The 13,109-nt window shown below is 31.4% G+C and carries 10 protein-coding genes; 4 read left to right on the top strand and 6 right to left on the bottom strand.

Annotated features, from left to right (window positions below):
- Positions 1-35 precede the first annotated feature (35 nt).
- The 4 genes from efp (at position 36) to fabG (ending at position 3,343) form a co-directional block, all read left to right on the top strand.
- Positions 36-602 (top strand): elongation factor P, encoded by a 567-nt coding sequence (efp, locus tag AC3VJB_RS04560; protein ID WP_047788759.1) that lies wholly within the window; start codon positions 36-38, stop codon positions 600-602.
- 45 nt (positions 603-647) lie between these two features.
- A complete protein-coding gene (locus AC3VJB_RS04555) occupies positions 648-1,568 on the top strand; it encodes a UDP-3-O-(3-hydroxymyristoyl)glucosamine N-acyltransferase (protein ID WP_437824700.1) in 921 nt (306 codons plus the stop codon).
- Positions 1,569-1,642: 74 nt separating this feature from the next.
- The gene (gene sucD / locus AC3VJB_RS04550; RefSeq protein WP_047788761.1) at positions 1,643-2,515 is read left to right on the top strand and encodes a succinate--CoA ligase subunit alpha; all 873 of its coding nucleotides are present in this window, start codon (positions 1,643-1,645) and stop codon (positions 2,513-2,515) included.
- Between the two features lie 81 nt (positions 2,516-2,596).
- Positions 2,597-3,343: a 3-oxoacyl-[acyl-carrier-protein] reductase gene (fabG, locus tag AC3VJB_RS04545; RefSeq protein ID WP_437824697.1), complete on the top strand. Its 747-nt coding sequence runs from the start codon at positions 2,597-2,599 to the stop codon at positions 3,341-3,343.
- 288 nt (positions 3,344-3,631) lie between these two features.
- Here the strand turns inward: fabG and AC3VJB_RS04540 are convergent, their stop codons facing one another.
- The 6 genes from AC3VJB_RS04540 to AC3VJB_RS04515 all read right to left on the bottom strand — a co-directional run bounded on the left by AC3VJB_RS04540 (position 3,632) and on the right by AC3VJB_RS04515 (position 13,087).
- The gene (locus tag AC3VJB_RS04540; protein ID WP_073183984.1) at positions 3,632-4,057 is read right to left on the bottom strand and encodes a helix-turn-helix domain-containing protein; all 426 of its coding nucleotides are present in this window, start codon (positions 4,055-4,057) and stop codon (positions 3,632-3,634) included.
- 646 nt (positions 4,058-4,703) lie between these two features.
- The gene (gene purL, locus AC3VJB_RS04535; RefSeq protein WP_497666812.1) at positions 4,704-8,372 is read right to left on the bottom strand and encodes a phosphoribosylformylglycinamidine synthase; all 3,669 of its coding nucleotides are present in this window, start codon (positions 8,370-8,372) and stop codon (positions 4,704-4,706) included.
- Between the two features lie 101 nt (positions 8,373-8,473).
- Entirely contained in the window at positions 8,474-9,955 is a 1,482-nt protein-coding gene (locus tag AC3VJB_RS04530; protein WP_167713803.1) for a GFO_1087 family putative carboxy terminal peptidase, read from the bottom strand.
- A gap of 79 nt (positions 9,956-10,034) precedes the next feature.
- The gene (locus AC3VJB_RS04525; RefSeq protein WP_159614974.1) at positions 10,035-10,820 is read right to left on the bottom strand and encodes a carboxypeptidase-like regulatory domain-containing protein; all 786 of its coding nucleotides are present in this window, start codon (positions 10,818-10,820) and stop codon (positions 10,035-10,037) included.
- 182 nt (positions 10,821-11,002) lie between these two features.
- Positions 11,003-11,935 carry a helix-turn-helix domain-containing protein gene (locus tag AC3VJB_RS04520; RefSeq protein WP_281979255.1) on the bottom strand — a complete coding sequence of 311 codons (933 nt, stop codon included), beginning with the start codon at positions 11,933-11,935 and terminating at the stop codon, positions 11,003-11,005.
- Between the two features lie 39 nt (positions 11,936-11,974).
- Positions 11,975-13,087: an MBL fold metallo-hydrolase gene (locus AC3VJB_RS04515; RefSeq protein ID WP_497666811.1), complete on the bottom strand. Its 1,113-nt coding sequence runs from the start codon at positions 13,085-13,087 to the stop codon at positions 11,975-11,977.
- Between the last annotated feature and the right edge of the window lie 22 nt (positions 13,088-13,109).

Raw genomic sequence — 13,109 nt, 5'->3', positions numbered from 1 at the left:
GCACTTAAAGAGCAATACTATAAAGATCAAAATAAATGGCATCAACATCAGATATTAAAAAAGGTTTATGTATAAAGTATAATCACGACATATTCAAAATTATTGAGTTTTTACATGTAAAGCCAGGAAAAGGACCTGCTTTTGTTCGTACGAAACTTAAAAGCGTTACCTCCGGAAAAGTAATTGATAATACCTTTTCTGCAGGACATAAAATTGATGACGTTCGTGTAGAAACACATAAGTTTCAGTATTTATACCCTGAAGGAGATCTATATCACTTCATGAATACGGAAGATTATAACCAAATTACACTTCAAAAATCAGTATTAGATGCTCCAGATTTAATGAAAGAAGGAGAAGTTGTTACTGTTTTGATTAATACTGAAGATGGAATGCCGTTATCAGTAGAAATGCCTTCTCATGTTATTTTAGAGGTAACTCATACTGAACCAGGTGTAAAAGGTAATACTGCAACAAATGCAACTAAACCAGCAACTGTTGAAACAGGAGCAAGAATTAATGTTCCTTTATTTATAAATGAAGGAGATAAAATAAAAATAGATACAGAAAAAGGAGCTTACACAGAGCGTATCAAAGAATAAATATACTATTATTATTCCCGCTTTGGCGGGAATTTCTTTTTAAAGATGAAATTTAAACAGCCTCAAACCTTAGAGCAGATTGCTACTTTACTAAATGTAAAGTTTGTAGGAAAAAATAGTTTACCTATAACAGGAATTAATGAAATTCATGTAGTAGAAAAAGGAGATATAGTCTTTGTAGATCATCCAAAATACTACGATAAAGCATTAAATTCAGCTGCTACAACAATACTAATAAATAAAAAAGTAGATTGCCCTGAAGGTAAATCATTATTAATCTCTGAAGATCCTTTTAGAGATTTTAATAAAATAACAAAATATTTCAACCCTTTTATAGCTTCAAAAAGTAGTATTGCTGAATCTGCTATTATAGGAGAAAAAACTGTTATACAACCAAACGTTTTCATAGGAGAAAACGTAAAAATTGGAAAAAATTGTTTAATACATGCAAATGTGTCAATTAACAATAACTGTATAATAGGAGATAATGTAACAATCCATGCCAATACAGTTTTAGGAGCAGATGCATTCTATTATAAAAACAGACCAGAAGGTTTTGATAAACTAATTTCTGGAGGTAGAGTAGTACTTGAAGATAATGTAGATTTAGGAGCTTCTTGTACAATTGATAGAGGTGTAACCGGAGATACTTTAATAGGTGCTGGATCAAAAATAGATAATCAAGTTCATATAGGTCATGATACAGTAATAGGTAAAAAGTGTTTAATAGCAGCTCAAACAGGTATTGCAGGATGTACTGTTATTGAAGATGAAGTAACTATTTGGGGACAAGTAGGAATTGTTAGTGGCTTAACTATAGAAAAAGGAACCGTTTTAATGGCACAAACAGGTGTGATGAAATCTTTAAAAAAGGGAGTCTATTTTGGTACACCTCAAAAAGAATACCGTCAAAAAATGCGTGAAGTAATTTATTTAAAAAACGAAACTAATAAACAAAAAAAGTAACGTAAAATTAATTGTGAAAACACAATTAAAAAGTTATTTTTGTCTGTCTTAAAAAAATAATAAAAAGCAAACCAATGAGTGTTTTAGTAAATAAAGATTCAAAAATTATAGTTCAAGGTTTTACAGGTAGCGAAGGAACTTTCCACGCTGGCCAAATGATCGATTACGGAACAAACGTAGTTGGAGGTGTAACACCAGGTAAAGGAGGTCAAGAGCATTTAGGAAAGCCAGTTTTTAATACAGTTGATGAGGCTGTACAAAAAGCAGGAGCTGATACCTCTATTATTTTTGTACCACCAGCATTTGCTGCTGATGCTATTATGGAAGCTGCTGAAGCAGGAATTAAAGTAATTATTTGTATTACTGAAGGAATTCCTACTGCTGACATGGTAAAAGTAAAAGCTTACATTGATAAGTTAGATTGTACTTTAGTAGGACCTAACTGTCCAGGAGTAATTACTCCAGAAGAAGCTAAAGTAGGAATTATGCCAGGATTTATCTTCAAAAAAGGTAAAGTAGGTATTGTTTCTAAATCAGGAACTTTAACGTATGAAGCTGCTGATCAAGTTGTAAAACAAGGTTACGGAATTACTACAGCTATTGGTATTGGTGGAGATCCAATTATTGGAACTACTACTAAAGAAGCTGTTGAGTTATTAATGAATGATGATGAAACTGAAGCAATCGTAATGATTGGTGAGATTGGAGGTAATTTAGAAGCGGAAGCTGCTAGATGGATTAAGGCTGATGGAAATCGTAAACCAGTTGTTGGTTTCATCGCAGGTCAAACTGCTCCAGCTGGTAGAACAATGGGACATGCAGGTGCTATTGTTGGTGGTGCAGATGATACAGCACAAGCTAAAATGAAGATTTTAGCTGAAAATGGAGTACACGTTGTAGAGTCTCCTGCTAAAATTGGAGAAATGGTAGCTAAGGTTTTAGCTTAATAAACATATACATATTAGAATAGATTCCCGTTTATAACGGGAATTTATTTTTATATTTGACCCTATTAAAACAACTAATAAATGAAACTTTTAGAAAATAAAACAGCAATTATTACAGGAGCTACTAGAGGAATTGGTAGAGGAATTGCATTAGAGTTTGCAAACCAAGGGTGTAATGTTGCATTTACTTATAGTTCTTCTGTGGAAGCAGCAACTGCTTTAGAAAATGAATTAAAAGAATTAGGGGTAAACGCTAAAGGATATCAATCTAATGCGGCAAAGTTTGATGCAGCTCAAGAGTTGGCAAAAAATGTTTTAGCAGAATTCGGAACTATTGATGTATTAGTAAACAACGCAGGTATTACAAAAGATAATTTATTAATGCGTATTTCTGAAGAAGATTTTGATAAAGTAATCGAAGTAAATTTAAAATCAGTTTTCAATTTAACAAAAGCAGTGATTCGTCCGATGATGAAGCAACGTGCAGGCTCAATTATTAATATGAGTTCTGTAGTTGGATTAAAAGGAAATGCAGGTCAAGCAAATTATGCAGCTTCAAAAGCAGGAATTTTAGGGTTCTCAAAATCTGTAGCTTTAGAGTTAGGTTCTCGTAATATTCGTAGTAACGTTGTAGCTCCCGGTTTTATTGAAACTGAAATGACTGCAAAATTAGATGAAAAAGTAGTTGAAGGTTGGAGAAATGAAATTCCTTTAAAAAGAGGTGGTACTCCAGAAGATATTGCAAACGCTTGTGTATTCTTAGCATCTGATATGAGTTCATATATTACTGGCCAAACATTATCAGTTGACGGAGGAATGTTAACATAAGATTTGACTTAAATATAAAAAGTAAAAAAGCCTGTATTATTTTTATAATACAGGCTTTTTCTATTTTAATGGGTTGATTTGCTTGTAAGCGGGCAAGCACGAGGGATTTGCCCTGGGGGACAATTTCTATAAACTCAACTTAAAGAGGATATAAGTTTTAGGGGGAGTTTATTTTTTAATGACTCATAAAATTCAAACGATTTTTTGGGGGATACAAATACTGAGGGGTTATTTGAATTTTACAATTCATTAAATTCTTTTGGGATTATAAGGGAATCATTTATGCGATCATTTTTTTTTGTAATCTTCAAAGGTTCCATCATCGTATAGAACTAAAATATTTTTAATTTCTCTAAAAGCGGCTGATTCTTTTGGTTTCATAGTACTCTCTGAGAATTTCGTATTTGATTTTTTTTCGGGTTCTTGGTCAAATACTACATTTTCAGTAAACAGAGAAGGAGCTTCATTTTTCTCTATATTTATCTCTTTCTCTTGATTTTTTACATTTGGAGGAAAACTGCCTTTACCATACACTAACCAATTTAGATCAACTTCATCAAAAGCCGTTTCAACTTTTATAATAAAATCTAAGCTCGGTTTATTTCTTCCTGATAATAGGTGAGAAATGCTAGATCTTGGAACATCAATTTTATCAGCAAAGCTTGACGCTGATAAATTGTAATAGTCTAATATCTGTTTTAATCTTTCAATCATTTGTTTACTTATGTAAACATTAGGAATTGTTTACGATTGTAAATATATATTGTTTTATAAATGTAGACAAGAAAAATTTAATATTTCTTCAAAATAATTCAAAACAAGGCGATTAAATACTTTAACAAATAACGTTTAAATTACTGTAAAACAATGTTTTAAGGGTTAGGTATAGAGAAAATTTATTCTTTTGTTAAATATCTTTATTTACATTTGTAATTAAACTAATTATTTGTTTTGTTAAGTTTATAAATGTAAAAATCTCTTTTTTTTAATAAATATAATGTGTTTAAATAACCATTTATCCTTATTTAACTGACTTAAACATCAAATAAGCAACTTTAAGGTTAATAATAATGACTCTTCAGAAGTAATAGTTTAAATAAATATAAATAAGGCTATAACCTTTATAATACTTCAATAATTACTTTAAATTACTTATGAGTTTAATTATATCCTTTCAAAGTGCTTATATAAATTTATTATGTACTTAGAAATAGAAGTTAAATAAGAAGAATATTACAAATGTTACCATAATTAGACAGTTAACAAGTGTAAACTACATGTTTTGTTGTTTACTTTTGTAAAAAAAAGAAAGCACCCTGTTTACAGAGTGCTTTTTGTAGTTGAGAATGTAGTATTCTACTTATTTTTTATTTTCTATCCATTTTCTTGCATTAACAAAAGCTTCTAACCAAGGTGAAACTTCATCTTTTCTGTCTTGTGGATAGTTAGCCCAGTTCCATTGGAAAGTAGAACGTTCAATATGTGGCATAGTTACTAAATGACGACCAGTCTTATCACATAGCATTGCTGTGTTATAATCTGAACCGTTTGGATTGTTAGGATATCCTTCATATGCATACTTAGCAACAATATTATAATTATCTTCAGTTTCAGGTAAATTGAACTTTCCTTCTCCGTGAGAAATCCAAACTCCTAATTCTGTTCCAGCCAAACTAGATAACATTACTGAATTATTTTCCTGAACTTTTACAGATGTAAATGAACTTTCGTGCTTTTTAGAATCGTTGTGTAACATCTTACCATGTTCGTTATGTTCTGGATTGATTAATTCTAACTCCATAAACAATTGACACCCGTTACAAATACCAACAGAAAGTGTATCTTCTCTGTTAAAGAAGTTTTTCAAAGCAGTGTTCGCTTTTTCATTATATAAAAATGCTCCAGCCCATCCTTTAGCAGAACCCAAAACATCTGAATTAGAAAAACCTCCAACAGCTCCAATAAATTGAATATCTTCTAAAGTTTCACGACCAGAAATTAAATCAGTCATGTGAACATCCTTCACATCAAAACCAGCTAAATACATAGCATTTGCCATTTCACGTTCCGAGTTTGAACCCTTTTCACGAATAATAGCAGCTTTAGGTCTGTTAGTTACAGTACCCACAGTATCAGTAAGTTTTCCAGTAAAATGCGTTGGGAATGTATATTTTAATGGTTGGTTCTTATAATTATCAAAACGATCTTTAGCTAAATCATTAGCTGTTTGTTTTTGATCCAATAAATAAGAAGTCTTATACCAAGTATCTCTTAATTCAGCAATTGATAAAGCAAAAATATCAGAACCATTCTTAATATTTAAACGATCAGACTCAGTTACCGAACCAATTTTAAAAAAGTCAATGTTATTATCAGCTAAAGTTTGTTCTACAGAAGCGTCGGTTGCTTGGAAAATAATTCCTGAATTTTCAGCAAATAACAACTTGATACTATCAGCTTCATTTAAAGCAGATAAATCTAAGTTCGCACCTATGTTTACATCTGCAAAACACAATTCTAATAAAGTAGTAATCAATCCTCCAGATGCAACATCGTGACCAGCAACGATTTTTCCTTCTTTAATTAAATTTTGTAAAACATTAAATGCTGATTTAAAGAACTCATTATTAGTAATTGTAGGAGCAGAGTTTCCTAACTTATTTACTATCTGTGCAAATGAACTTCCTCCTAATTTAAAATCATCTTGCGATAAATTGATGTAATAGATATCTCCTTTGTTTGGTTGTAAAACAGGTTCTACTACTTTAGTAATATCATTACAGTTAGCCGCAGCTGAAATAACAACAGTTCCTGGAGAAATTACTTCTTCATTAGGATATTTTTGTTTCATTGATAAAGAATCTTTTCCTGTTGGAACATTGATTCCTAAATCGATTGAAAAATCCGAAATAGCCTTCACAGCTTTGTATAAGCGAGCATCTTCACCTTCATTTTTACAAGGCCACATCCAGTTTGCTGATAATGAAACCGATTGTAAACCATCTTTTAAAGGTGCCCAAACAATATTCGTTAATGCTTCAGCAATTGAGTTTTTACTTCCAGCTACAGGATCAATCAATCCAGAAATAGGAGAGTGCCCAATCGTAGTAGCAATACCTTCTTTACCTTTATAATCTAGCGCCATTACACCGACATTGTTCAATGGAATTTGTAAAGAACCAACACATTGTTGCTTCGCTACTTTTCCCCCAACACAACGGTCAACTTTATTAGTCAACCAATCTTTACAAGCAACAGCTTCTAATTGTAAAACTTGTTCTAAATATTGAGTAAAGTTTTCCTTAGAATACTCAACATCAGCATAATTACGATTAACTGTATTATCAGTCATAATCGTTTTAGGAGAACTACCAAACATATCTTCTAAAGCTAAATCCATTGGTTTATTTCCGTTGGTTTTAGATTCAAAAGTAAAACGGTGATCCCCGGTAACATCACCTACCGTGTACATTGGTGAACGCTCACGTTCAGCTATCTTATTAAGGGTGTCGATATGCTTTTCAGCAATTACTAATCCCATACGCTCTTGAGATTCATTACCAATAATCTCTTTATCAGATAGGGTAGGGTCTCCAACAGGTAATTTATCTAAGTTGATTTTTCCACCAGTATCTTCCACTAATTCAGATAAACAGTTTAAGTGTCCACCAGCTCCGTGATCGTGAATAGAAACGATAAAGTTTTCATCACTTTCTACCATACCACGAACCGCATTGGCAGCACGTTTTTGCATTTCAGGATTTGAACGCTGAATTGCGTTTAACTCAATTCCTGTTGAAAACTCTCCAGTATCAGCAGAAGAAACCGCAGCTCCTCCCATACCAATACGGTAATTTTCACCACCTAAAATTACTATTTTATCTCCTTCTTGTGGAGTATCTTTTAATGCTTGTTCTTTTTTACCATATCCGATACCACCTGCTTGCATAATTACTTTATCGAAACCAAGTTTGCGAGCATCTTCTTCATGTTCAAAAGTAAGAACAGAACCACAGATTAATGGCTGACCAAATTTATTACCGAAATCAGAAGCTCCGTTAGAAGCTTTGATTAAAATATCCATAGGAGTTTGGTATAACCACTTACGTTCGTCCATTCCTTTTTCCCAAGGACGATTTTCTTCTAAACGAGAGTAAGAAGTCATATAAACAGCTGTTCCTGCTAATGGCAACGATCCTTTTCCTCCAGCTAATCTATCACGAATTTCACCTCCTGAACCTGTTGCAGCACCATTGAAAGGCTCAACAGTAGTAGGGAAGTTGTGTGTTTCAGCTTTTAATGAAATAACAGATTCAAATTCTTTTGTTTCGTAAAAGTCTGGTTTATCTGCGCTTTTAGGAGCAAATTGCTCTACTTTTGGACCTTTAACAAAAGCAACATTGTCTTTATAAGCAGATACAATATCGTTAGGGTTTTGCTTAGAGGTTTCTTTAATTAACTTGAATAAAGAAGTTGGCATTTCTTCACCATCAATAACAAAAGTACCGTTGAAAATTTTATGACGGCAGTGTTCTGAATTTACTTGAGAAAATCCAAATACTTCAGAATCGGTTAATTTTCTTCCAATTTTGGTAGCTACTTCTTCTAAATACCCAATTTCTTCATCGCTCAACGCCAATCCTTCTTGCTCGTTATAAGTAGCAATATCATCAATTTCTAAAATTGGTTCAGGTTGAATATCAATGGTAAAAGTTTCTTGGTTTAATCCATCAAATTTTTGAGAAATCATTGGGTCGAAGTCAGAAAAATCATTAGCTACTGCATCAAATTCTTCAATTCTGATAATTCCAGAAATTCCCATATTTTGAGTAATTTCAACAGCGTTGGTACTCCAAGGAGTAATCATAGCTGCTCTAGGGCCAACAAAAAAGGCGTCAAGAGACGCCGCGTTTATTTTCGGTTGGTTGCCAAATAACCAAGTTAACTTCGAAATTGTTTCAGATGTTAATTCTTCTGTTGTTTGAACAGCAAAAACCTTGCTGTTTACGTTTCCAAAGAAATGAATCATTGTTAGTTGTGTTTGTGTATGTTTTTGAAAGGTGTAAATTTAATTCTTTTGGATGAAATAAAAGCATAAAAAAAGCAGCAAAATTTTGCTGCTTTTTTCGTTTAAAGATTAAGATGATTAATATTTTTTAAAAAATCACTTTCATAATACATTTCTTGTTCAAAACGATTTTTTTGTAAATTATCTATCACCTGTATATTGGAAGGTTTTTGAGCTTTTGAAGCTATACCTTTTATGTTATCTAAAACAGATTTTAATAAAATTTCGTTTTCATTTCCAAATGGTAAAAAATTATCCCAACTGGCAAATTCATTAATATCTATATCTGCAGCAAAACCGTTAACATAATCACTTTGATTTAACTTGTTAAATATTTGGAAAGTAATAGGTTGCATAGCCATTTTGTGAGTAGTATTAGCTTTGCTTTTATCGGTGTAATCTGTAGTTGGAGAATCATATAACGTAATAGATCCAACATTTTTACCATAGGTAGTTTTACCAACAGTAACCACATCAATATAAGGTCTTAAGCCATTTATTATCATTTCACTAGCAGAAGCTGTATTACTTGAAGTTATAACATAAATTTTAGAAAGCCCTGTGAGTCTATTTAAAGGAATATCTTGACCTTCTAAGTAATTTCCATCAGAGTCATACTGAAAAATACCATTTAAAAAAGGTAATAAAAAGCTTCTGTCAGTATGTTTTTTGTTATAAATAGTTTTAGCAAAAACATCTTGCTCTGCAGCTCCTTCACCGTAAATCATACTGGCTAAGTATCCACAAGTTAATACAGAGCCACCTCCATTGTATCTAAAGTCTAATATTAACTCTTGTATTCCTTCTGCTTTAAAATTAGCAAAGGCATTATTAAGTTCTTTATCGTAAGATGACCTAAACCCATTGTAAACTAAGTAACCTACTTTTTTACCATTTATATTATTAAAAATTTTAGCTAGCTGTATAGCATTATCATTAACTTCTCTTTTAGTTAAAGTTATTTTTGATTTTTCAGTAACTCCATCATTTTCACCTAAAATAAATTCGGCAGTTTCATTATAGTAATTTTTTATAAGTGCATCGAAGTTGGTTGTAGTAAATTTTTGACCATCTATACCAATTATAATATCACCTCTTTTTAATCCTTTTTCTGAAGCTGGTGAATTCTCAGATACTTTAGTTACTAATAAGATAATATTGGTATCATTAATTTTTATGGACGTAGGTCTAAAGCCAAAACTAGTACTAGTACCTTGAAAAGCCTTTTCTTGTTCAATATAGTCTTCAATAAACCAAGAGAACTTATCTACTTCTTGATATTTATACAGTAAGCTTTTAAATAAATCGTTTGGAGTACCGTATGAGTTTAAGTAAGTATAATACTCATTTATATTATCATCTTTACTATCTGCTAAATTAGGAATATCTTCTTGCCAATTGTACCATGAGTTCATGGCTTTCCATACAAAATTATTTACTTTATTGTTTAGTTTAACTTCATCTACTGGTTCAGCTAGTTTATCATCTTTACTACAACTTAAAAGAATTGTAAACATAAAGGATAGTAATATGATTTTTTTCATTATTTAAAGTAATTATATATTAATTTATAAACAATATAACATATAAAATATCACTTACCCTATTTTTTTTACAAAAAAATTAATTTTTATCAGGTATTCTGTTTCTTTCTATTTTACCTTTTTTTACTGTTTTATAGTTTTCGTAACAATTTAAAACAGCTTCAATTAATTGTAGATCACTGGCTTTTTTTATAAAGTATTCAGAATAGTTACAGTCAGATAATAGCTTATTTAACTCAGCCCTATCCATTTCAAGATATTCCATCATAACTTCACGATCAAATTTACCAGCTAACATTTTACGCAAATCGTCTTCTTTTTTAAGCTTCTTTAATTTTTTAAGCTGTTTAGGTTTGCTTCCGAATAGGTTATATACCAAATCAACCGGATTTAAGAGTTTAGCAATAGGAGAGGAAATTTTTTGAGGCCTTCCAACTTCATACGTTTGTGGCAATCCATTAATATGTATTCTAGTAAAACGATCTTTTGGAACTTGTTTTATATCTACCTCTAAAACACCAATTAGTTCAGTTGACTTAATTACAACTTCTTTTACCTCTTCTGGCTTTTCCTCTAAAGATATAACAACTTCATTTCCTTTTAAAAGATCATTAGTAACTTTTAGTTTAATAGAAGCATAACCTAAATAAGAAACTAGAACGGTATCGTTTGCTTGAGCAACAAGGTCAAAGAGCCCATTTTCATTAGTAATAGTACCTACTACGCTATTAAGATTTAAAATATGAGCCGCACTTAAAGGTTTTTTAGATTCTGAATCTATTATTTGCCCTTTTAATTTGTCTTGTGCCTGAATAGATGATATACTAAATACTATTGCTATTAGGAAGAATAATTGTTTTTGCATAAGGCGAAAATAAGAATAATAGGCTTTACACTCGTTAATAATATGTGAAATTAATCCCTCTACATATAATCATTTCAAGCTATGATAATAGATTATATTAAATAGGAGAGGAGGGTGACTCTTTTTCGTTAGAATAAAGTAGTGACAAAAATATGTATGGAATGGAAACAATTAGTTAAAATCTAATTCAAAGAAGAATACTTTTTTATATATTCTTTTGGGCTCATTCCTACCTTTTTTTTAAAAACTCTAGTGAAATATTGAGGATATTCAAATCCCAGCTTATATGCCGTTTCAGATATTGAAAAATTTGGATTCAACAATAAACTTTTAGCTTCATCAACTAAAAATAAATTGATTTGATCTACAGCTGTCTTTCCTGTCTCAGCTTTTATAGTGTCACTCATATAACGATGACTTACATTTAATTGTGTAGCCATCCAATCTAAAGTAGGGATTCCCTCTTCAGCAAATAAGTTTTGTTCAAAATAGGTGTTTAATATATCTTTAAATTTGGTAATTAAAATCTTGTTATTATCAGTTCTATTTAAAAACTGTCTTTTGTAAAATCTATCAGCATACTTTAATAAAGTTTCTAATTGAGAAATAATGATTTCTTTGCTAAACTCATCATGATTATTATAATATTCGGCTTTAATACTCTTGAAAATATTTTTTACTATCTCTTCTTCTTTAGGTGATAGATGAAGTGCTTCGTTTACATTGTAATTAAAGAAATTATAGGTCTTGATTTTTTCATAAATATCAAGGCTTTGTATATAATTTTTATGAAATGCTATATGATAACTCTCTGAACTAAACACCAAATCTTTAAATATTAAAGTTTGGTTTGGCGCTGTAAACAACATTGTTCCTTTAGTACAATCATATTTAGTACGTCCATAAGAGAGTTCCCCTGAAATAATGTTCTTTAGGCTGATACCATAAAACTGGCAATTTATTTCTACAGGTTCGTCAAAAGCATAAGCTTCACAACTCTCATATTCATCTTCTTCTAATTCAGTATGGATAATACTAAATAAAGGATTTTCAGGCATTTTTAAACTAAAATGGTCGTGGAATTCTGTTATGGAATTGAAGTTAAGACTTGACATTTTCATGATTTCTGTACTTTGTAAATCTACGATTTATTATTAATATTCATTCCACCAGCTGGAATCACTGTTTTCGATATTATTTATGGTAAATGTTTGGCCAATTCTTGGTGCTACCAAAGGTATGTTTAGTTCATTTGCTTTTTTAGTAACACGTTCAATTGGGTCTGTCCAAGAGTGTAATGCCAGTTTAAAACCTGCCCAATGAATTGGCATTATTTTTTTTGCTTGTAAATCTACGCCTGCTTGCGCAGTTTGCTCTGGAAGCATATGTATGTCTTGCCATTGCTCATCGTACTGTCCGCATTCTAGCATTGCAAAATCGAATGGTCCATATTTGTTGCCGATTTCTGTAAAGTGTTCACCATAACCACTATCTCCACTAAAAAAGATGTTATCAGTTGGTGTTTTGATTATCCATGAACTCCATAAAGTACTCTGATGATTATTCATTTTTCTACCAGAGAAATGTTGAGATGGTGTACAGATAAATTGCAAACCTTTATATGTTGTTTCTCCCCACCAATCAAGTTCCGTAATTTTTTCTTCGCAAATTCCCCAAGCTTTTAAATGCACTCCAACGGCTAGTGGAACAAAATAGTGTTCTACTTTTGATTTTAGCTTTTCAATACTTTCATAATCTAAATGATCGTAATGGTCGTGGGAAATGACTACAGCATCTATTTTAGGTAATTTCTCAATTTCTAGAGGTATCTCTTTATTAAAACGATTTTCGCCTAAAAAGCTCATTGGTGCAGCTACTTTACCAAACATTGGGTCAATTAGAATGTTTTTTCCTTGTGTTTGCATTAAGAAAGCCGAATGCCCATACCAAATGAAGCGTGTGTCACCTTTATAATCAGCAACATTTATCGAATCTATTTTTTGAACGTGTAAGTCTTGCTTTGGTCTTCCGTTTTTAACTTTGGTAGTAAAGAATTTCCAAGATAATTTTACCATATCATTAAACCCTAAATTTTGCGGAACGTTTGCATCCTTATTACGGAATTTGCCATTTTCGTATTGTTTAGAACTAGTATAAGATTGGTAATCTTTTTTTGTGACGTCGCCACCGAAAGAAGGATAAAATTTGACAATCAAAACGTAAGCAACTATCAAAATACCAATAAGTGATAAGAGGGTAATCAACATTTTTTTTATAATTTTTTGTATA

The organism is Tenacibaculum sp. TB-53, assembly GCF_059716285.2.
This window is presented reverse-complemented; position numbering and strand designations above follow the sequence as displayed.